Source organism: Novipirellula methanifontis (assembly GCF_052161655.1).
Taxonomy (GTDB): Bacteria; Planctomycetota; Planctomycetia; order Pirellulales; family Pirellulaceae; genus Novipirellula.
This window is the reverse complement of record NZ_CP197418.1, coordinates 2,115,418-2,136,627: the sequence shown is the minus strand read 5'-3', so window position 1 is coordinate 2,136,627 and position 21,210 is coordinate 2,115,418. Positions and strand designations below refer to the sequence as shown.

Annotated in this window: 18 protein-coding genes; 7 read left to right on the top strand and 11 right to left on the bottom strand. The window is 54.3% G+C overall.

Features of this window, described 5'->3' with window-relative positions; genetic code table 11:
* Nucleotides 1-137 precede the first annotated feature (137 nt).
* The 4 genes from SH528x_RS07545 to SH528x_RS07530 all read left to right on the top strand — a co-directional run bounded on the left by SH528x_RS07545 (nucleotide 138) and on the right by SH528x_RS07530 (nucleotide 4,847).
* On the top strand, nucleotides 138-821 hold the full coding sequence (locus SH528x_RS07545) for a PspA/IM30 family protein (RefSeq protein ID WP_442509907.1): 684 nt from the start codon (nucleotides 138-140) through the stop codon (nucleotides 819-821).
* Nucleotides 821-1,147: a hypothetical protein gene (locus tag SH528x_RS07540; protein ID WP_442509906.1), complete on the top strand. Its 327-nt coding sequence runs from the start codon at nucleotides 821-823 to the stop codon at nucleotides 1,145-1,147. Before SH528x_RS07545 ends, SH528x_RS07540 begins: the two co-directional genes overlap by 1 nt.
* Before the next feature lie 101 nt (nucleotides 1,148-1,248).
* Nucleotides 1,249-3,504 (top strand): sensor histidine kinase, encoded by a 2,256-nt coding sequence (locus SH528x_RS07535; protein WP_442509905.1) that lies wholly within the window; start codon nucleotides 1,249-1,251, stop codon nucleotides 3,502-3,504.
* Nucleotides 3,501-4,847, top strand: coding sequence for a sigma-54-dependent transcriptional regulator (locus SH528x_RS07530; protein ID WP_442509904.1), 1,347 nt, complete (start codon nucleotides 3,501-3,503; stop codon nucleotides 4,845-4,847). The genes SH528x_RS07535 and SH528x_RS07530 overlap by 4 nt, the downstream gene beginning before the upstream one ends.
* A 12-nt stretch (nucleotides 4,848-4,859) precedes the next feature.
* Here SH528x_RS07530 and SH528x_RS07525 read toward each other — a convergent pair whose 3' ends face one another.
* The 3 genes from SH528x_RS07525 to SH528x_RS07515 all read right to left on the bottom strand — a co-directional run bounded on the left by SH528x_RS07525 (nucleotide 4,860) and on the right by SH528x_RS07515 (nucleotide 9,481).
* Nucleotides 4,860-6,170 carry an outer membrane protein assembly factor BamB family protein gene (locus SH528x_RS07525; RefSeq protein ID WP_442509903.1) on the bottom strand — a complete coding sequence of 437 codons (1,311 nt, stop codon included), beginning with the start codon at nucleotides 6,168-6,170 and terminating at the stop codon, nucleotides 4,860-4,862.
* A 144-nt stretch (nucleotides 6,171-6,314) separates the two neighbouring features.
* Complete coding sequence (locus SH528x_RS07520) at nucleotides 6,315-8,000, bottom strand: SHD1 domain-containing protein (protein WP_442509902.1); 1,686 nt, start codon at nucleotides 7,998-8,000, stop codon at nucleotides 6,315-6,317.
* A 197-nt stretch (nucleotides 8,001-8,197) separates the two neighbouring features.
* Nucleotides 8,198-9,481 carry an outer membrane protein assembly factor BamB family protein gene (locus SH528x_RS07515; protein ID WP_442509901.1) on the bottom strand — a complete coding sequence of 428 codons (1,284 nt, stop codon included), beginning with the start codon at nucleotides 9,479-9,481 and terminating at the stop codon, nucleotides 8,198-8,200.
* 189 nt (nucleotides 9,482-9,670) lie between these two features.
* Here SH528x_RS07515 and SH528x_RS07510 point away from each other — a divergent pair, with 189 nt between their 5' ends.
* Nucleotides 9,671-10,159, top strand: coding sequence for a Crp/Fnr family transcriptional regulator (locus tag SH528x_RS07510; protein ID WP_442509900.1), 489 nt, complete (start codon nucleotides 9,671-9,673; stop codon nucleotides 10,157-10,159).
* 86 nt (nucleotides 10,160-10,245) lie between these two features.
* On the opposite strand, the gene SH528x_RS07505 is transcribed toward SH528x_RS07510, so the two are convergent.
* On the bottom strand, nucleotides 10,246-11,232 hold the full coding sequence (locus SH528x_RS07505; protein ID WP_442509899.1) for an aldo/keto reductase: 987 nt from the start codon (nucleotides 11,230-11,232) through the stop codon (nucleotides 10,246-10,248).
* 215 nt (nucleotides 11,233-11,447) lie between these two features.
* Here SH528x_RS07505 and SH528x_RS07500 point away from each other — a divergent pair, with 215 nt between their 5' ends.
* Nucleotides 11,448-12,377: a glycosyltransferase family 2 protein gene (locus tag SH528x_RS07500; protein WP_442509898.1), complete on the top strand. Its 930-nt coding sequence runs from the start codon at nucleotides 11,448-11,450 to the stop codon at nucleotides 12,375-12,377.
* 411 nt (nucleotides 12,378-12,788) lie between these two features.
* Here the strand turns inward: SH528x_RS07500 and SH528x_RS07495 are convergent, their stop codons facing one another.
* The 5 genes from SH528x_RS07495 to rpsL form a co-directional block, all read right to left on the bottom strand.
* Nucleotides 12,789-13,022, bottom strand: coding sequence for a carbon storage regulator (locus SH528x_RS07495; RefSeq protein WP_442509897.1), 234 nt, complete (start codon nucleotides 13,020-13,022; stop codon nucleotides 12,789-12,791).
* A 418-nt stretch (nucleotides 13,023-13,440) separates the two neighbouring features.
* On the bottom strand, nucleotides 13,441-14,463 hold the full coding sequence (gene mtnA / locus SH528x_RS07490) for an S-methyl-5-thioribose-1-phosphate isomerase (RefSeq protein ID WP_442509896.1): 1,023 nt from the start codon (nucleotides 14,461-14,463) through the stop codon (nucleotides 13,441-13,443).
* Between the two features lie 35 nt (nucleotides 14,464-14,498).
* Nucleotides 14,499-16,592, bottom strand: a complete 2,094-nt coding sequence (fusA, locus tag SH528x_RS07485; protein ID WP_442509895.1) for an elongation factor G — start codon at nucleotides 16,590-16,592, stop codon at nucleotides 14,499-14,501.
* A 190-nt stretch (nucleotides 16,593-16,782) separates the two neighbouring features.
* Complete coding sequence (gene rpsG / locus SH528x_RS07480; RefSeq protein ID WP_442509894.1) at nucleotides 16,783-17,253, bottom strand: 30S ribosomal protein S7; 471 nt, start codon at nucleotides 17,251-17,253, stop codon at nucleotides 16,783-16,785.
* 123 nt (nucleotides 17,254-17,376) lie between these two features.
* Complete coding sequence (gene rpsL, locus SH528x_RS07475) at nucleotides 17,377-17,742, bottom strand: 30S ribosomal protein S12 (protein ID WP_008708955.1); 366 nt, start codon at nucleotides 17,740-17,742, stop codon at nucleotides 17,377-17,379.
* 358 nt (nucleotides 17,743-18,100) lie between these two features.
* On the opposite strand from rpsL, the gene SH528x_RS07470 reads away from it, so the two are divergent.
* Nucleotides 18,101-19,147 (top strand): hypothetical protein, encoded by a 1,047-nt coding sequence (locus SH528x_RS07470; protein ID WP_442509893.1) that lies wholly within the window; start codon nucleotides 18,101-18,103, stop codon nucleotides 19,145-19,147.
* Here SH528x_RS07470 and SH528x_RS07465 read toward each other — a convergent pair.
* Together SH528x_RS07465 and aroE are read right to left on the bottom strand one after the other, a co-directional pair.
* Entirely contained in the window at nucleotides 19,144-19,653 is a 510-nt protein-coding gene (locus tag SH528x_RS07465; protein WP_442509892.1) for a GNAT family N-acetyltransferase, read from the bottom strand. The two genes, SH528x_RS07470 and SH528x_RS07465, sit on opposite strands and share 4 nt — an antisense overlap.
* Nucleotides 19,654-19,671: 18 nt before the next feature.
* A complete protein-coding gene (aroE, locus tag SH528x_RS07460) occupies nucleotides 19,672-21,162 on the bottom strand; it encodes a shikimate dehydrogenase (RefSeq protein ID WP_442509891.1) in 1,491 nt (496 codons plus the stop codon).
* Nucleotides 21,163-21,210 lie beyond the last annotated feature (48 nt).

The window sequence follows — 21,210 nt, the reverse complement described above, 5'->3', positions numbered from 1 at the left end:
CAAGGACTCGTTGCCTCGTTCACTACCAATTCACGAGGACTCGTTGCCTCGTCCACTACGGATGCCTAGGTCGGCTCGCCCAAGGGCCGACTTCACTTTTGTTTTGTTTCTTCAACTCCTTAAAAATGGAAATTACCATGAATTGGTTAAGTCAATTTAGTTTGGTCATGCGTTCGAGCGTCACGTCCCTGAAAGAAAAGATCGAAGATCCCGAGCGGATGCTGCATCAATTGGTGATCGACATGGAAGAGGAACTCGACCGCATTCGATCGAGTGTGGCAGAGGCGGTGGCCGATGAGATTCAAATGCGACGACGTGCCGAGCGAGAGCGTGCCGATGTCGAGGTATGGATGCTGCGTGCGAGCACCGCGATGAAGCGGGGAGACGAGTCGGCTGCCAAATCGGCCCTCGCTCAGAAGATGGCCGCCGCTGATCGAGCGGATCGCTACAGCGGCGATCATGAACGGCAACGAACCGAAGTGGAGAAGTTGCAAGAGAGTGTCCGCGACTTGGAAGACAAAATCCGCCAAGCCAAACAGAAGAAGACATTGTTGGCGGCACGAATGGCGAGGGCCTCGTCGGCTCAAAAGATCAACGCGACACTCGATCGATCGCATCGCCAATCGGCGTTCGCTCAGTTCAATCGTTTCGAAGAGAAAGTTGACCGCGAGGAAGCGATGAGTCAAGCGTGGGAGCGAATGGATGGAAAGGATCCTGATGCCGACGAGTTGGAGCGACAATTCGAGCGAGCAGAACGCGAAGAACGAGTCGCGGCCGAATTGGAAGCGTTGAAGAATCAAGTCTCGTCCGAGAAACCATAATGAACGCGGCACGAAAACTCTGCATCGCGTTATGGGAGGTCGTGGTGGGATGGTATCGCGTGGATCGGATCCGCGTTTCTCCCACCGCGGGCCGATTGCTATCGCTGAAAGTGGGCGATCGCGTGGTGTTAAAAGGAGAGCTATTCAAGGTGACGCAGCGACAATTGGGCGACGCTGCCGATGAGGTGACGTACGTTTTGAGTCATCCCGATGGGGATGCAGAGTTGCGGATCACTCGAAACGGCCATGACTTCGACAAGCACGCCGAACTGTGGTTCTTGGATCAGTGCGAAGGAGTTGCGGAGGATGAGTTGGTGGTGCTTTGAAAGTGAGTCGGGCGGCCGCGACCCTGCCGAATTCGAGGTATGATTGAGCCAAGCATCACTCGTCACTCTTTTTTCGTTTGTTCTTCGGTTCGTTTTCGCCCATGTTGCCTCAGATCGAACTCTTCTGTATCGGCTTTGCGGCTGTCGTGGACACCGTATTGCTGTTGATCGTATTGGAGCGGATCAATCGGCCGTTGACGGCGATTTGGCTGAAATGGGCATTGGCCGGAGCGACGTTGTGGCACGTCGGCGCGTTTCTGCATACGTTGCTGCGAGACACGATCGGTGCGACCGCGATGGCGGTCGACGCGATGTGCATGACCACGATGGTAACGGGAATGTTGCTATTGAATTGCAGTATTTTGCACGCGGGGTTGCGGATCCATCATACCGGCGGCGAATCTCGGCCGCGTCGCGACCTTCGCTACATCTTCGTCTACACGCCGGTGCTTTTGATCATTCCTATCGCGATCGGGATTGTGCAAAGCGGCACGCGTGATTTCATCGAATCAACGCGTCCGTTTCATCTGCCGTTTCTGGTGTGGTTGTCGGCGGCAAATCTGACCGCAGCTTGGTTGTTCATCAAAAATCGCAGCCGGCTCGAACAAGTGGCTCGGGGTGCCAGCTCGTTTTTGGTCAAATTCTCGGTCGGTTTGATCACCGTCACCGGGTTGGTCGGCGTTTACATTCTGGTCGCTCAGAAGACACGTTTTGAGCCTCCCTTCCGCTTGCTGACCAATCTGTCGCCGCTGGCCCCCACGTTGGTTTTCGCATGGTACCTAGTGCGCCGACGATTGTTGCCGATGGTGTTTGAGCGGACGCTTGTTTACGGCGCGATTCTGCTATCGATTTTTTACCTGCATCGATTGACGATCTCACCGATGATGAGCTCGTTCAGCAAAGAGTTCCACTTCGACTTTGTGGTACTCGAAACGCTGGTCGTGGTCGCCCTGGTATTGGCGTACCAACCGCTGCGAAGTCGTTTTCGCGAAGGGCTGCGGTACTTTGTAGGTTTGGACGTGGTCAAAGTCCGCGATGCGGCCCGTCAATTATCAGTCGAGTTGTCGCGTCGTGCCGACGACGAGATCGAGTCGTTATCGGAGTGGTTTACCGAGCGAATCTTGCAGACGTTCAATTTGCGGTTCGCAAAATTGTGCTTTATCGAGATAAAGCCGTCGACGGATCACAGTGAATCAAGCGAGATACACGAAGCGAGCTCGATTGTTAAAGTGGCGAACGAGCAAACACGTGACATCATTCGCGAACGACTGGCTGCAAATGAGGTGCTGTCGTTGTGCGGCAAGCTCGACGATTGCCCCGATCGCTGGATCGAGTGCTCGGGGCCTCATGAATCCGACGTATGCGATTGGATGCGTGAAGCTGACTTGACGGCTGTATTCCGAGTTCACTATCGCGACGTGGACGGCTATTTGATGCTCGGATCGCTTCGTACCGGCGAACTCTTGTCGAACGAACAACTCAGTACGATTTCGCTATTAGTGGACCAATTTGCCGCAACGATTCAAAACCGAATTTTGGAACAAGCTCGCCAATCCGCCGAACGCCGTGCGGTGCAACAAGAGAAATTGTCGACCCTGGGATTGATGGCAGGTTCGCTGGCGCACGAACTAAGAAATCCACTCTCCTCGATTCGTACCATCGCGACCTTGATGAAAGAAGATCTCGATGCGGAAAGCGGAGTGCATCGCGACATTGATTTGATTGTTTCGGAAATTGATCGACTGACAGCGACGACTCAGCGATTACTCGATTTCTCAAAGCCGAGCGATTCTCAACACGTTGGGGTAAAACCCGATGTGGTGATTCAGCGGTTGCTTTCAATCCTCGGACATCTCGCCCGGCAACATGGAGTGACGTTGACGACTGATTTGCAATTGGGGCCGGCTCGAATCGAATCCACCGATGCCGGGTTTAGTGAAATCATGTTCAATTTGATTAAAAACGCGATCGAAGCGGTGCGGGGGATGTCCAATGGCGAGGTGACGATTACAACTTCGCTCGGTTCGCCCGGGATCAATGCAACTTCGATCGACCCAACTTCCCCCAACTCGACTGCCACCGCATCCGATCCGTCACCAGCCCCCTTTGCATCAATCGTGGTCGCGGACAATGGGCCTGGAATTGACCGCGAAGTTCAAGAGCATTTGTTTGAACCGTTTGTGACCGGAAAAACCGATGGCACCGGGCTTGGGCTTTACCTGGTTGGCCAGCGAGTGAGAGAATTATCAGGAAAAATATCGCACACCAGCGATTCTACGGGCTCTGTATTCAAAGTGCAGTTACCACTAGCAACCGACGAAAAACCACTCGCGATTCCACAGGCAGATTTGACATGAAGATTTTGGTCGTGGATGACGAACCGGCGGCTCGCTATGCGCTGACCAAGGCGCTCAGATCCGAAGGGCGACAGTTGCTCGAGGCCGATAACGGCGAAGCAGCACTGTCGATCATTCGCACGGATGCACCCGACCTGGTTTTCTTGGACTTGAATATGCCAACGCATGACGGCATGTTCGTTTTACAGTCGCTGCAGCAAGATGCCGCCACGGTGACGCCCGAGATCATTGTCGTAACGGCAAACAACGAAGTCAGTTTGGCGGTACAGTGTGTTCACCTCGGCGCGACCGACTTTGTCACCAAACCATACGATGTTCAGCATGTTCGCTCGATGGCCACACGTTCGCAGCAACGGGTTGTATTGCAGCAGAAAGTACAGGATCTTGAAAACGGCAGTGAATCGGTTCAGTTCGGTCAATTGCTAGGTACGAGCCGACCGATGCGAACCCTGTTTTCGCAAATCGACAAGGCGGCGAAGACCTCGCTGCCTGTTTTGATTCGAGGCGAAAGTGGTACGGGAAAAGAGCTGGTCGCCCGCGAGTTGCATGCACGAAGTAATCGAGCGAGCAAGCCATTCATTGCCGTGAACACCGCCGCGATTGCGGCATCGCTGGCCGAGAGCGAACTATTTGGACACGTCAAAGGGGCGTTCACTGGCGCCGATCACAATCGCGATGGCGTGTTCCGGCAAGCGGACGGAGGCACATTGTTTTTGGACGAAATTGGCGATATGCCTGCCGCAGTGCAAACGCGTCTGTTGCGAGTATTGCAGGAAGGGATCGTACAACCGGTCGGCACCGAGCAAGGGGTCAAGGTCGATGTTCGTGTGATCAGTGCGACTCATCAAAATCTCGAAGCGGCGATCGAAGACAAAGTGTTTCGCCAGGATTTGTATTTTCGGCTGAAGGGAATCGAACTATTTATCCCCCCGCTTCGTTCACGCCATGAAGACATACTGCTATTAGCGAACCGGTTTCTGCCGCCCGACGTGACAATATCTGACGAAGCGATCTCGGCATTGCTGCAACATGTGTGGCCCGGGAATGTACGTGAGCTGCAGCAATTGGTGCATGCGTCGGCGGCGTTGTGCGAAGAGCATCGGGTGACGCGATGCGACCTCGGTTTGAGCCTCGATCGCAACGCGAGTGACGAGGTTCCGTTTGAGCGGTACCTCGATCTACCGCTGACTGAAGCGAGGACGCAGTTGGTCGAAGATTTTGAGCGACTGGCGATTGTGCGTGCGCTGGAAACCGAGTCGCATAACGTTAGTGCGGCAGCGCGGCGGCTTGGCATTCACCGCCAAAGCCTGCAGCAAAAAATGAAAGCGTTAGAGATCCAATAGATGTGGGATAGGCTAGGGAGTCTCGGATTCGAGACATACCAATTGTTCATGGCGTTTGGTGCCTTTATCGACTCCCACTCGCAAGAACATCTGGCTATCGGCCACCGCGGGACTCGCGTACGCATCGTCGCCCAGCTTATTGGTGGAAATCAACTTGAAAGAGTTGTTTTCATTTTTGAAGACAAACGTTTCACCGCTTAAATTGGAAACGTACACCACGTCGTTGCAAACGATTGGTGATGCACTGAACTTGCCGCCCAAACGCTCTCTCCAAGCCACGTCACCGGTATCGGCGTTCCAGCAATAGGCCACGCCATCATCGCTGACGGCGAACAGATGACCGTCGTTCAACACCAGCGAGGGTTCGTAGACTTTGGTACGAACGGACCAGATTTTTTCTCCGCCATCGGAAAGACACACCGTTTCTTTATCAGGGTAGCCACCACTGGCAAAGATTCGATTCTTCGACGTGATCACGGTGCCGCAAGTCGCTTCGGCGGTACAGGGAGTGCTCCACAGTTTTTTACCGCTGGCAGGATCAAAGCTTGCCACCGCGTCACAGCCACTGATTAACAATTGGTCGCGTCCGCCCACGTTTGCGACCGTGGGACTCGAGTAACTGCTGATATTTCCGCGAGCCACTCGCCAGGCGATCTCGCCACTTTCGCCATCGACCGCCGCCAAATACCCGCCACCCATATTGTCAGCGGCAAAAATCACCAGCGACTTGTAGAGAACCGGCGAAGGAGCGTAGCCAAACTTGGAAACAAATTTGCCGATTTCACGTTGCCAAATGACGTTGCCATCCAAATCGAGTGCCGAGGCAACGATGGCATCGGAATTTAAAAACGCGGTATAGAGCCGGACGCCGTCGCACGCCAAAGTGCCGTTGGCGTGCGTCGCTTTGTGGTGCACCGCTCGTTCCGAAGGAAAGCCGCCGGTATGCACGTCGGTGGTCCATTTGGGATTGCCCGTCGCACGATCAAAGGCAAGCACCTGTTGTTTTTGTTGGTCTTGGATTGCGGTGGCTAAATAAATCGAATCCGCCACGACGATAGGCGAACTGTGGCCGCGCCCCGGGACCTCGGTTCGCCAGACAACATTTTTCTCGTCGCTCCACTGCGTCAATAACGGTTGATCGGGAACGATGCCATCACGCTGCGGACCACGCCACGCAGGCCATGGAAGCAACGTGTCATCGGTGGCGACATCAACGATCTTGACGTTTGACTTTGCTGCGGAGATTTCCTCGACCGGATTTTTGCGTCCACAGCCGCCGACCAGCAGCAGCGGAATCAGCGTCAGTAATAAAACGCGTTTCATGGTCATCGTCCTGAAAGATTCGATTTCGGCAGTTTGGCTTTCTTTTACCATTTATAACCGAACTAGCCGGTAAACAGAACGTGCGGCTTTCCATGTCAGCGAAGCGAACAGAGCTCGAATTCACAAAATTCATTCCCGCGAACCTTATGGCTCGAACGGATTTTTGACCTTGGCACGTTGTTGCTGCAGTTCACGTAAGAAATCCTTGTCCGCGTCGCTTAGATTCACAATTGGAACGGTAACTTCGCGGTTGTCCGCCCGTTTCAGGACAACGCTTGCCCCTTCGACGCGAAGCAATACCGCGTCGACCTTGAATCGACCGCTTGCATCGGACCACGTGCGTGGTGTTGAATTGGGCTGCGCTGCGGTGGCAGGTTTGTTGGGTTGCGGCAGATCCTCGGGGGCCAGTTGGATTTTGCTGCGGGAAACCGTGGTCATGCGACTGCCTCCGCCGCGAAATTTGACGCGGACTTGACCATCGGTCAGTATTTCTTCGATGGTTGCGGGTTTCCAGAACGGGCCGTGCTCGTTGACTTGCACGATTTGGCCGACGTACAGCGTCGTCAGCAGATTGACTTCGCGTTTGGAATTGTCAACAACGCCGCCTCGGTCGTATGCCGACTTCAGGCTTGCGATCCGTTTGTAGTCGGCATCCCAACGTAACAATGCGGAATGAGCCGCTTTGCGAATTTTGTCGTTGTCACTCTCGATCAGTGGTTTCATCGCGGCTGCGATGTCGTGATCGGGATCTTTCAAATTCTTCTTGGCTAGCTCACCGAGCGTTTGAATTTGTCGCGCCGCGTCGTTGGACGCAAGCGACGCGAGTGCATCCGCTCTTTGTGCGTTGGTCAGTGGAGCTTCGGCTTCGGCCTTGGCTTGGGCGGCGGCCATCGCTTTTTCCTCAGCCCGTTTTTTTGCATCGGCTTCGATCGCATCAATTTCCTGCTGCGATAACCGCTCGTATTTCATCGTGATCGGAAGCGTTGTGGTCGAGTTTTTACTTTTGACAATCAGCTTGTAACTAAACTCGATCCCCGCAGGCATATTCTCGGACTTGTCGAATGTCCAAGTTCCCGAGCCTGACATTTCGTAAGCGACACCATCCTCGGTTTCCGGCATCTTCAGTTCGTAGTCTTTTTTGAATAGGACCAAATCTTTTTGATGCCGCAGTAGCTGGAAGCTTGTCCTTTCAATCGCGGCACGTACGGTGTCATCATTGTTATTTTTACGGCCAAAGGGATCGAAACCGCCTGGCCCAAAGCCTCCGGGACCGAACCGGTCTTGGCGGTCCTTTTGCGTGACCGCGATCCCCGAGTCGATCTGCCATTTCTTTTCGTCCGTCTCGGGCAACGGCTCAAACGGAATCAGCGAGACATTGCCGAGCAGGAAAGGTAGTTGGGAATCGCCTACCAATTTGATCACTTCGCCGCGCGTCGACATCGTGATTTGGTTGGTGGTTTGCGTTTTGCCAGCGAAGGCGGGGCGTGAAAACGGACTGGGCATCGACGGTGGGAATGAACCAAAACCAAACGGACCTCGCATCCCACGATTATCCGCCTTGTACGTTTTCGATTCTGATAATCCGCCCCGATACGTCAGCTGGATCAGATTCGCGTCTACACTTTTGACCTCGTACTTTGTGATCCCTTTGTAATGCGTCGTTTCGCTTCCGCTATCGGCGCTAATCTCAAATCGATAGGCGAATTGCGAATCCGGCTTGGGTTGGTAGCGAAGCACTTGGGCCGCGACCGGCGGTGATGCCAAACCGAATATGGACACGGATAAAAACAGCAGAATGCAGTGGGCACGACTTCGGAGTGCGAAAATCATGGGGCGTCCTTCGAGGCGACTCAGGTTTCGAGAAGGGGGGAGTAAGCAGGTGGGCAGAATTGATTGGGTGAAATCCTATTAGCCGCTTGGGCGATAGCCCCGATTGAACGCTAGAACCGTGGCTAGCGCCAAAGCGGCTAATAAACCGAACGACTCCTGCCTAACTGCTTAGTAGAAGCCTTGATTCTAACCGCTTTCTACTGCGAGATTCGGTAAAGAGCGTCTGCGGTGCGAAGTAAAATGGAATCTTTAAAAACGCCCAGCGATGCAAGGGTTCGTTCTTCGATCGGATTGGTGGCCAGAACCTCAAATTCGCGACCGGCGCGGACGACCGTGGTGACACCCTCTTCACTGGTGAAATAGATCCGGTCGCCGGACATCAACAAGGACGCGGAAAAGTTGCCACCGATCCGTTTGCGATAGACAATCTCGCCCGTCTCCGCTTCGGCACACATCGCGATCCCATCGTCGCTGACCCAATAGATCAAACCATCGGCGGCAACCATCGACGGCGTCTTGGAGACACTCTTGTTAGATCGCCACTGGATATGCGTATCAGTCACCACGCCTGAGCCGGTCGGGCGGATCGCCAGCAGTTTGCTGCTGTCGTAGCTGGTGGAAACAAACACGAGTCCGCGATGAAAGATCGGTTTGGGGATCACGGAATAACCATCGTAGCGAACGTCCCAAATCGTTTTACCCGTTTTCGGATCCAAACCAAAGACGCAATCGCTTCCGGGCGCAACCACTTGTTTTTGACCATCGACTTCGATCAATGTCGGTGTCGCAAACGAGAACGTGCGAATTGAAAAGATCATTCGCAACGTTTGCCAAGCGAGCTCACCGGTGTCGGCATGCAGAGCGACGATTTTGGGTTCTTTGTCACCATCGCAAGTAAAAATGAGAAGGTTATCGACCAAGATCGGTGTTCCGCCATTGCCATGCTGAGGGCTGAAGTACAGATCACGATTAGTCCACAGAATCTCGCCCTCTTTGCTGACGCACGCGGTGCCTTGGTAACCGAAGTGGACAAAGATGCGATCGCCATCGACGATCGGCGTGGGGCTGGCGTGACTGTTCTTGGAATGGATCTTGGGTGATCGATCTTCGGTCTGCTGCATGACGGGAATCGTCTTTAGCAACTTGCCACTCGCTGCGTCGATGACCAACAGTGACAACGAAAACTCTTTCGCCGCTTCCTCTGATCCTTCAGGTGATTCGGCAGGGATCGCCGTGGTCACATAGATACGATCGTCATCACAGACGGGGCTGGACCAACCTTTGCCTGGCAATTCGGTACGCCAATCGATGTTCTTTTCAGGCGACCAGTGCAGCGGCAACTTAGCGCCCGATCGCACGATGCCGTCGCCGCTCGGCCCACGAAACGCTGGCCATGCTTCGTCGCCGCGAACGTTGGGGTTCGGGGATGATATCGCAATGCAAACAGACAAAAACAGCAGGGCACGAAATGGGGTGAACATGACAATTCCAAGCAAAAACATCAAGGAAGGCGAGGGGGGAGGACTTCGATTGTAATCTCGCCAGCAATTGCGAGAGAGACAATGGAGCAAACATTTTACTTGTCGCTGCGACGAAAGTGCTACAATCGGAGTGCATCTCCTGCTTAGCACCGCCGGTCCGTTTCGACTCTCTTTTCTCGAGCTAACTCGATGAATGAACATCAGGCTAAAATGCTTCGTCAAATGGCCGTGTTTGGTGGCCTGAAGAACGAGTCGCTGGAATTGATTCTGGGCGAATCTCATCGGCTCGTGTTGGCAACGGGCGACTATTTTTTCCACGAGGGCGATCCGGGCGAGTCGCTGTACGTGATCGAAGCCGGGACGGTGTTGATCAAGCGGACGTGGAGACACGAGGCGATCATGCTGGGGCGTTTAGCTAGCGGCGATTGCTTTGGTGAAATGTCGCTGATTGATTTTCAGCCGCGATCCGCTGCGGCACAAGCGGAATGCAATTGTGAAACGATCGAAATCCCGCGTACCGTGCTGCATTCGCTATATCGCATGAATGTCGAGCAATATGCGATGATCATGATGAATCTGGGACGCGAAGTCAGCCGACGGTTGCGGATCGCGGACGATTGCTTGTTTCAGTTGCAGCAGGATCACGGCGTCGAAACGCCATTTGCTGGCACAGTTTAAGAAGTTTTGCCTTTCGCGCCCCGAAAGTAGCGTTGGTGCGCAAACTTTCACGGAGCGAAAGGCGACTCTAAAAGTTCGCACGTCGCTTACTTTCCGGCATACCAGATGCCGCGGCGCCAATTGTGTCGTCGCAAACGCGTGATCGCCTCGTCCGGCAAATCTCGCAGTTGACTCGTTCGCGTGTTCTGCTCGACCTGCTTCACCGTTCGCATGCCAGCAATTACCGTGCTCACCTCTGGTCGCGACAGCGCAAATTTCAGTGCGACATCGGCCATTGAATAATCGTCCGACAAACCCAGCGCATCCATGTCCGCACGGATCTCGGAAACACGTTCGGCAGTCCGCTGCATCCGGTCTCCGGCAAAATACTGGCTCCGAAAATCGTCTTCGCCGAAAACATGGTCACCGGCATATTTGCCTGCCAGGGATCCTTCGTCCAAGGCAACTCGGACGATCACCCCCGTGCCCGTTTCGGCAGCGACAGGCAAGATTTGAGCGGCAGCGTCCTGATTGAACAGATTAAAAATCACCTGAACGACGTCAACTAATCCATTTCGCATTAATTGCACAACGCAATCTTGATCGTGCTCGGGGGTGCTGACTCCGATCAAATTTATCTTGCCCTCGTCTCGCAATTGACGCAGGACCAATAGCGGCTGAGGGTCGTCGTTCCAGGCACGCGTCCAAGTATGCAGTTGCAGCAGGTCGATTCGCTCGACACTTAGGTTCTTCAAGCGTTGCTGAACGTTGTCCCGCAAATAGGCTGCGGAGTAGCGATCTTGCCAGCGACAATACGGACTCGGCGGCCATGGCCCAGGGCTGGGGGGAGTTTTGGTAGCAACAAAGACGTCTTCACTGCGATCCTTGAGTGCCTTGGCGATCAGCATTTCGCTATGTCCGTTACCGTAGCCTTCGGCGGTATCGATGAAGTTGACGCCGCGATCGATCGCCGCGTGAAGCGCTTGAAGCGACTCGTCATCACTCTGTGGTCCCCACTGCCCCCCGATCGCCCATGCACCAAAGCCAATCTCGGAAACCTTCGAGTCATCGGGGGGGAGCGGTCGCGTATGCATAAGTGGGTTTGCTTTGGGGGATTAGGTTGGGTTTGTCGGTTGGCGAATGAATACAGACTCTCGAGATGCTTGCTTTGCAACTTTCTTGGTCTGTTGAGCCGAAGATCTCATCTTCTGACGCTGGTTCTACCGAAAACTAGTTAGGACGGCGAGTCGGTCGTCGTATTGTCTTGAAAGCCGGCGTGCATGCCAGCATTCTTTCTTGAGGTGGTTCGGTGCCAAAAATTTCTCCGATCCCGCGGCTTACGATTGTGGTCCCGGTGACGGAAGACCTCCAGTCTTTCGAAACCAGTTTGATCAGTGTTTTAGAACATCAGCCCAGCGGCTGTGAAGTGATTGTTGCACACGACGGGACTTACGAAGACCCGTTCGAATTGGGTGACGAAGTTCGCTTTGTGTCCGCTGACTCGGCTGAAATGCTCGAACTGATCTCCGCAAGCGCTTCGGCAGCCCGCGGTCGATTTGTACATGTCTTAAGTGGTGGCTTCCAAGCAACAGCAGGCTGGGTCGATGCCGCTCTCGAAAAATTTGAACATCATGATGTCGCAGCAATCGCTGCGGTCGTTCGGCATCAGGAAACGGGTCGCATTGTCGGTGCCGGTTGGTCCGACAGCGCGTCACGTCTGTGCCAACCCGTCGGCGCATCGCAAACAAAACTGAGTCGCCAAGAGATCGTTAAGATCGATGGCGTCTTTGTCGAAGCATCGTTTTGGCGACGTGAGTCGCTGCGAAACGTATGTCATTGCTATCGCGGAAGCAGTCTGCTCGAGTTCTCCTACACCAGCGGGCTGGCTCTTTCACAAGCTGGTTGGCGATGTGTGACCGCAGAACAGTGCAGCTTGGTTTCCGATCAAAAGCACACCGTGTGGAATGATGCCTCGTTCCAACGCGGGAAACGTCTGTGGGCGATTCGCCAAACCGCTTGCAAAGACCGTAGCGGGTTTCGCGACGGATTGCGGGGGATGCTCGCAAATATTGGTCGTCCTTCGCGGCTGCCGGAATCGATCGGCATGATGGCGGGTGGCTCTGCGACAGCCGAGATGAAGCGACGTGTGCATATCGACGAAGTGAAATCGATTGACGAATGTGAATCGGTTCTACCGCTTCCCAATCGCTCGTTCACATCTTCGCGACGCGCTGCCTAAGCCGCAGCCAGCATTCAAGTAACGAAACTCGCAACGAGTTTCGGCATGGATCGTAAAACGTCCCAAGCCTTGATGACTCGTGGACACACGATCGGCCGCTGAATAGCGAGCACAAATACTCTGCTGCTGGCAATTTGTTGCCCTCAGCAGTGAGGGGAATGATGGGTCGTTTGTTCGACCCGTTCATCCCTCATAAAATGCCAATCCCTGATCGAGTACCAGTTCACTGCTCTTGAATTGGCTGCCCCGCTTGATTGCCGTTGATGTGATTGATTGTCATCCCAGGATGACCACTTATCACCACGCACATCAAAATCGGCGTACTCACTCTCGAAAATCAAAGTGAGTCTCGGCTCGCCTTCACGTGTCATGCAACTTTGTTTGGAATCGCATGATCAACGTTGCCGCACGCTAGCAATCAGGCTTGCTAGCGACCGAAACATTCTGATCTTCCACGATGATGGTCATCGGAGCGGTGCCTCGTGGGGCAACTTCCTTACGGTCCAACTCACCACGAACAATGCGTACTTCACGTGGGGCTTCGATTCCGATAGCAACTCGATTCGAAGAGATTCGGTTGATTGTCAAAACGATATTGTCACCGATTAGTAGTTGCTCACCTTCTTTGCGACTTAAAACTAGCATTGAATTCTTCCCTGATTGGTAGATTGAACTTCTTGAACGTGATTGTTATGTACACTTCTTGTGCCAAAATCGCTTCCTTCAATCAGATAGTTTCCACTGCTTTGCTAAACTTTAATAAAACTCAATGAATTGCGGAAAACCGCAGTATGTCGAGCTTTTTCTTTGCTTTAACGAAGCGACTGAAAACGTATCAGTATGGTTGCGTATTGACCTCTAAATCTCATCTGTCGATACCGAAATGATATAAGAGTCTCGAATTGAGACGGTTCAAATCTCACCCTTGGCTCGACAAAAGAAGTATCAGCTAACGCTTTGACAAGTGAGGTCACTGCTATAAATTCTTTTCCAAGAATTTGTAGAAACCATTCACGGGCATCAGCCGACCACTGTCATTGAGGGCGATTTCGCACGCTGGATGTCACCATCCAAGAAGACTCGCGAGTTTCTCGCGGCTAGGTTCCTTCACAATTCCCCGCTCAGAAATGATAGCGGTGATCAGATCAGCGGGAGTCACGTCAAAGGCAGGGTTCATCACCTTGGCTGCGTCCGGGACGAGCATCACGCCGTAAGGCTTTGCGACTTCATCACGGCCGCGTTGTTCAATCGGGATCAGATCGCCATTGGCGAGCGCAGGATCAAACGTGCTCGACGGCGCCGCGACGTAAAACGGCACGTTGTGGTAGCGGGCGAGCACCGCTAAGGGGTAGGTCCCGATCTTGTTCGCCGCGTCCCCGTTAGCAGCGATTCGGTCGGCCCCGACAATCACCGCATCGATTTGGCCTGATTTCAGCAGGCTTCCCGACATCGAATCGGTCAAGACTGTGACCGGCACGCCAGCCTGGGCCAATTCCCATGCTGTCAAACGAGCCCCTTGCAATAGCGGCCGCGTCTCATCGGCGAACACTTCGATGGCGTGCCCCGCTTCATGCAAATGGTAAATCGGCGCGAGCGCCGTTCCCCACATCGACGTGGCCAATCCCCCCGCGTTACAGTGCGTCAACACGCGATGACAATCGCCAAGCAGTTCGGCACCGTGACGTCCGATATCGCGGCACATCTGACGATCTTCGTCATGAATCGACGTGGCTTCGTGTAGCAATTGTTCGAACAACGCATCGTCGTCATCCACCGAATCGACAATTGCTTTCATGCGGTCGAGCGCCCAGAACAGATTGACTGCGGTGGGACGGCTCTTGGCTAGCTGATCGATCGCATCAAGGTAGCTTTGCCTTGATCGCGTCCCGTCGGTTTGCCGCGCCAAGCAGACACCGTAAGCAGCCGCAATTCCAATCGCCGGAGCTCCGCGGACGACCAATCGCTGGATCGCATCAAACGTTTGGTCGACGTTCTCGCATCGCAGCGTCACCAACTCGGTCGGAAGTCGAGTTTGATCAATCAGATCGAGACATCCGTCGTTGAACGCAAGCGTCTGTGTCGTCATCGTAGCTGTAGGTCTTCGGTAGCGAGTCGCGATTGTTAGTACTGAAAACTCTCGGCGTCTTCCTTGGGTGCCGCTTGGTAGCTGTAGGGTTCCATACTGCCGCCTGCTCGTCCTTGGCTGAGACTCCGCACGGCACTTGAGTAACCGAATAACTCTTTCAGTGGGGCGTGTGCTGTGATTACCGTCATCGCACCTCGTGTTTCGGTCGAAGCGATAATGGCGCGCCGCTGCAGCAGGTCACCGACGATCTCGCCCATGTAATCTTCGGGGGTAGTGACTTCGACTCGCATCACCGGCTCGAGCAGCACAGGACCTGCGGCCTGCAGTCCCTTATCGAACGCGTCACCGGCCGCGATGCGGAACGCCACTTCGTCGCTGCCCTCTTCGTGGACCTCGGCGTCGTAGGCTTCGATCTTAACGCCGGACAGCGGGAACCCGGCAATCAAACCGCCACCCTCGGCACGTTGACGAAGTTCCTCGATCGCGGCTGCGCGGACGTTGCCTTGCAGCGGACACTCCGGCGGCAAACGGTCGAATACCAGCACCGGTGACGCACTGTCTTCGAGTGCCGAAACTCGGACCTTTAATCGTGCGAACATGTGCGATGCGCCCATTTGGCGATTGCATTGCCCTACGACGTCGGCATTGCCGCTGATCGTCTCGCGATAGTTCACGCGTGGTTTATAAAACTTGACGTTCAACCCAAAGTCACGGGTCAATCGGTGCTGGATCACTTCCAGGTGCAATTCCCCCATCCCGCTGATCAGTGTTTGCCCGAGTTCTTCGTTTTCGACCGCATGAAACGTGGGGTCCTGGCGGCGCAGCATGTCGAGCGTTTCTTCGAGCTTTTTACGATCGCCTGTGTTTTCGGGTTCAATCGCCATCGACAAGACCGAATCGGCAAACTTGATGCTTGGCAATTCAATCGTTTCTTTGGTGTCACAAACAGTGTCGCCTGTGATGGCAAATCGAGGACCGATCACGCAGCAGATATCGCCCGCGCCAACCGATTCGATTTGCCCATCGCGTTCTTTCTTGCTGGCGTGAATCTGCCACAGCTGAGCAATGTTTTCCTTCTTGTCGCGATTGGGACATTGCACGCGTGAGTTCTGTTTCAGTTCGCCGCTGTAAACGCGGATCCAATAATTGTCGCCCGTTTTGGCTGGCAAAATCTTGAATACCAGTCCACAAAACGGCTCTTTTACGTCCGGTTTTCGAATCAGGACTTTGTCGGGCTTATTAGGGTCGAATCCTTCGACAGGCGGCCGATCCAGCGGGCTGGGCAGATAATTGCCAACCCCAGTCATCAATGGCTGAACGCCGATACCGTGCAGTGCCGAACCGCAGAACACAGGCTGGATCGCCATATCGATGCAACCTTTGCGGAGCGTCGAAACAACCATCTCGCGTGGCACCGGTTTTTCGTCCATCGCCAACATCATCGCTTCATCGTTCAGCTCATAAACGACTTCGAGCATTTGTTCCCGCCACAACATCGCTTCGGCGAGCAGGTCTTCGGGAATGTCGGTCTCTTTGACTTCCTTGCCTTCGGTTTCCGGATCGAATTCCAGCATTTTCAAATCGACAAGATCGATCACGCCGCGGAACGGATCGCTGGTATGCGGTGGGCCTTGTCCGACCGGCAACTCAACGGCGACTGGACGCCCGCCCAGCCGAGGAGCAATATCGTTGTAGACCGCTTCGAAGTTGGCTCCTTCCCGGTCCATCTTGTTGATAAAGACAATCCGCGGGACGCCGTACTTATCCGCTTGACGCCAAACGGTTTCACTTTGGGCTTCGACCCCTTCGCGAGCCGAGAACACGGTGACAGCGCCATCAAGTACGCGGAGGCAGCGCTCGACCTCGGCGGTAAAGTCGACGTGGCCGGGGGTATCGAGCAAGTTGATCGAGTACTGCTGCCAGTTGTATTTCACACAGGCACTGAAGATCGTGATCCCGCGTTCTTGTTCTTCGGGATCGTCATCGGTGTCGGTCGTTCCATGATCAACCCGGCCGACACGATGCTTGGCACCACTGAGGTACAGCATACGTTCGGTGACCGTCGTTTTGCCCGCATCAATGTGAGCAATGATGCCGATGTTACGAATTTTGGATATGTCGAGAGCCATCAGTCTCGTGGGGTGTTGCTAGGAATAAAGGGGAGAGCAGTCGAGCTCGACGTGTTCACGAAACTTATGTTCGCGGATGCGTCAGGGCAGTTCATTGTGCTTTTGCAAAGCCTACACTAGCGCATGAAAAACCGCGACACGGTGTAGGGCACACCGGATCGCGGTCCATGGATTTCGTTGTGCGAATGCACTACCAAGCGAAGTGGGCAAATGCCTTGTTCGCGTCCGCCATGCGGTGCGTGTTTTCACGCTTGGTGTAGGCAACGCCTTCTTTCTTGTAGGCCGCCAAAAGTTCGTCTGCAAGTTTCAGGTGCATTGGACGACCTTTTTTGTCGCGAACAGCGCCTAGCAACCAGCGAATCGCCAAACTTTGTTGACGGCTGCGGTTCACTTGCATCGGCACTTGGTAACTCGCACCACCGACTCGCTTGCTGCGAACTTCGATATATGGCTTGATGTTTTCGATTGCGCCTTCGAAGATCTCGATTGGCTCGGCGTCAGTATTACGCTTCCCAACTTCTTCGAGTGCGTCGTAGAAAACTCGTTGAGCAGTGGTCTTTTTACCATCAAGCATCAAGCAATTGATGAACTTGCCCGCAAGCATCGATCCGTGCTGGGGGTCTGGCTTAAGCGAGGTGCGGCTGGCTGTGATACGTCCCATGTTTGGTTTCAGTAAGTCGTTGGGGAATCGCGGCCGAGAACGATGCTCGGCTGGCAAATCCGTGGAATGAATCTAAACGGTAAAATCTCGAAGTGGGTGAGTTCGCGGAATCAAATCCACAAACTATTTCTTCGCACCGTAACGGCTTCGAGATTGCTTGCGGCCATCAACGCCCAATGCGTCACGCGATCCGCGGACCACTTGGTAGCGAACACCTGGCAAGTCACGAACACGTCCACCACGTACCAAGACGATCGAGTGTTCTTGAAGGTTGTGACCTTCACCAGGGATATAGACGGTGACTTCTTTGCCGTTGCTCAAACGCACACGAGTGATTTTCCGAAGAGCCGAGTTAGGCTTCTTAGGGGTCATCGTACGGACCTGCAAGCAAACGCCCTGTTTCTGTGGGCACTTTTCGAGCACAGGCGACTTGCTTTGGCTTTTCTTCAGCTTACGTCGCTTGCGGACGAGTTGATTGATGGTTGGCATAGAAAGTAGTTGTGGATCTTTTCCGTCGGGCCTTATTTCATTTACGAACGAGCAAGTATCCGTTTTGCGAGAAACCTGTCAATAGCTACTCGGCGTTTGAAACACAGGAAATTTAGCTTGGAATGAAAAATGCCCTCCTAACATTCCTCCAGCCCCCCAAGACACCTGCCTACAGAGGTCAACACACCTTCCTATCAGAGGGACGAGCTGCCTGCTTTAATTGAGAGGTGGACAACTGTCCTGCTGTATGTAATGGCAACTAGCAGCAAATTAAATTTTCGCTAGATTACCTAGACCTCCATGGAGGGGGCCAACATTTTGATGAGCCAATCACCCCCTTAAATAAGAGACACGTGCGATGAAACTTTCAGAATTCGGAAGTTTTGCAATGCGAGTTTGTTCGGTCCGCCCGATTGCGATCTTCGCTTTTGCATTGATGTTCGCGATCAGCCCCGAGCAGCAAGCTTCCGCTCAATTGATCCAAATCGGCCGCAGCTTCGGCGGTGGCGTTCGCATACGCGTTCCCTTTGTCGCAGTTGACACTGCTCCCTGGGGAGGCGGCACGCGGGTTCGTGCACCGTTTACTTCGGTAAATACCGGGGTCTATTCCGGTCCACGCTATTCCAGCCGCTATGGTGCTCCCGTCTACCCAAATTACGCCTATCCTCCGGCCTCGCCCTACTACGGCAGCGTCCCGAGCTATCCCCCAACTGTCTACACGGCGCCGAACTATCTTGGCTCGAGTCCCGTTATTGGTAGCAGCTCAGCGTACGGCGCTCCGTTGCCAGTCGCTCCACTTCAAAGCAATCCGGGCGTGAGCAGTGCGGACAGCAGATACGGTAACTCGATCATCGCCTCGGCAACGCCAGCTCCCTTATTGGGCGATGGTCCCGTTTCGGCCGCCTCCCAAGGACCTAGCCCGGCGGGCGCCGCGTCCGATGATTCGCTTCGTCGTGCCGCGATGCAGTTGCAAACCAGCCTCTCACGGCGTGGGGGCGACAGCGATATTTGGATGGACTATTTGGCACCCGCAGAGATTGTTCAATCGCTTGATTCTGGGGGAATGTCGAACGAAATGCTGCAATCACGGCTTCGCAATTACCAGGGGGTGACGTTCAATCCCGAGCTTCGCTGGTTGACGTCGCTGCCGGGGTTCGCCGAGACGCGTCGTCAATTAGAAAACCGCGTTGCCATTGCGGATACTGGCGACGACACTCGCGAGTCGACGCCGCAACCAGCCGTCCCCACCGCGGCAGACATTTCGCCCGAGTCGGCGGAGTTGCCCGAGTCGCTGCCTCTTCCGCTACCCAAACCCGATGCTGCTCCCAATGGAGCGAACATTGGCCAACCCACGCCAGCAAAACCGGTTGCCGAGCCCGACGCCAAAAAGTCGGTCGGCATTTAGTGCGGATGGCGGGGTCGTAATTGGCAGAAGAATGCTTTCTTCTGGTCGGGCAACGAGTAATCGAAGCCACAATTTTTAAAGAATTCTTCGGAGGAACTGATCGCCATCACCTCCATCACCCCGAGTTCACGAGCGCGCTGGACACAGTGATCGACCAACATTCGGCCAACACCGATGTTTCGATACTCGTGGTGCACGGCCAGACTGAGCAACTCGGCCAGTTTGGCGCTGTAGATCTCGACCGCGGCAAAACCGAGGCATTTTTCTTTGCCGTCATCAGTTCGCACCGCCATAAAACCGTGCCGCGTCAACTCGATCACCTCGGCTTCGGTGCGGGCCAACAACAATCGCTGCGTCACATAAGGCCGAAGCAGTGCGTGAATCGCTTCGGCGTCCGTTGGCATCGCCTTGCGAATCGTCACTCCTGCGAGCAACGAACGGGTGTCCTGGTCGGAAGTTTCCGACGGATTTGGGGTGTTTTGCGAGAAATCCTGCGTCACGTTCACTCCTAATGCCGCAAATGCTTAATTCAATTGAACTGGGTTGGTCGCTTGTTTGATGGTGTCTCGCATCAAGGCGATCGGGGCGTCGCGTCCGGTGAACAATTTGTACTGGTACGCTGCTTGACGAACAAACATATCGATCCCGGTGATGATTCGGCAGCCGTGCTTCTTGGCATGCTTGATCAGCAACGTGCTTTCGGGATTGTAAACGGTGTCAAAGACGACCATGAATTGATTCATCGCCGACGCGTTGTACGGGGTGCTGTCCACATCGGGATGCATTCCGATCGGAGTTCCGTTGATTAACAAGTTGACTTTTTGGGAGTGGCGATCCTCCCACTCAACCACGCGGCATCCGACTTCCGACGCCAAAAGGTTGGAACGTTCAAAGGTTCGCGACGCGATCGTGATTTCGGCTCCACGTTGACGCAATCCCCAGGCGAGAGCCCGAGAGACACCGCCGGCGCCAAGGATCAAGACCGACATCCCTTGCATCGGCTTGTCGACGTCTTTTTTCAGCGTCAGCACCTCTTCGATGCAATCCATCGCCGCGCGATAATCGGTGTTATAGCCGAGGTTGTCTTTGCCTTGGAAAATCACGGTATTGACTGCACCGATTCCGTTCGCACTCGATTCCGCTTGCGTGCAATATTCGAGCGTTCGCTCCTTGTGAGGGATCGTGACACTGATACCACTGACCCCAAGATTGCGTGCATTCTGAAGGAAGATGTGCAGATCATCTGCGGGGACCCGGAACGGCAAATACCGTGCATTCAGCCCCTGGTCGTAGAAGGCGGTGTTGTGAATCAGCGGGCTGTAGCTGTGCGCCACAGGGTCGGCAACGACGCCAAACAATTCCGTTTCTTCGTTGATCTCTTTGTAGCGGTACAGCGTGGTCATTTCCTTCCAATTGAGCTGTCCCGGCGCGAGTTTCTTGTCGGCGCTGTAGGTGGCGTAGGTAAACGGCGATCCAACTCGCTCGCCCAGAATTCGGGTTACCATCCCGATTTCGCCCATACAAATTCCGATTGTCGGTCGCGTGGCACTTTTGACCATATTCAACATACGGATGTTGTCCGAGAAGCTGTTGGCCATCGAAGCGATTTTGACGATATCGGCGTCCTCATCCGCCATCGCGGCGGCCAGACTTTCAAGATCGTCGGGGGTTTCGGCGAAATCGTGGTAGCTGATGATCCGTTTTGTATCGCCGTAGCGAGGGATTTGTGAGGCAATGTCGGCCTCGATATCCACGTATTCGACTCCTGCGGCGATGGCACTTCGCAGCACCATTAACCGTTCTTGCTCGCTACGCATCCAACGCCCCCCGTCCTCGCGGCGACGACAGGTGATCACCACGGGGCCCGGGCGTTCATCAATCAAACGCTTCAAGTTGACCGCACGCCCGATGAAATCAAGCCGAAGCTCGACCAGTTGGGCTCCTTGTTCGACGAGAAACTGATGTTCAGCAATCATCCGCTTGTGGCGGGCACGACCGAGGCTTACACAAATCATGAAATAAGAAAAAACATCGAGGAAGAACGGTCCTGCGTTCGCAGGGTG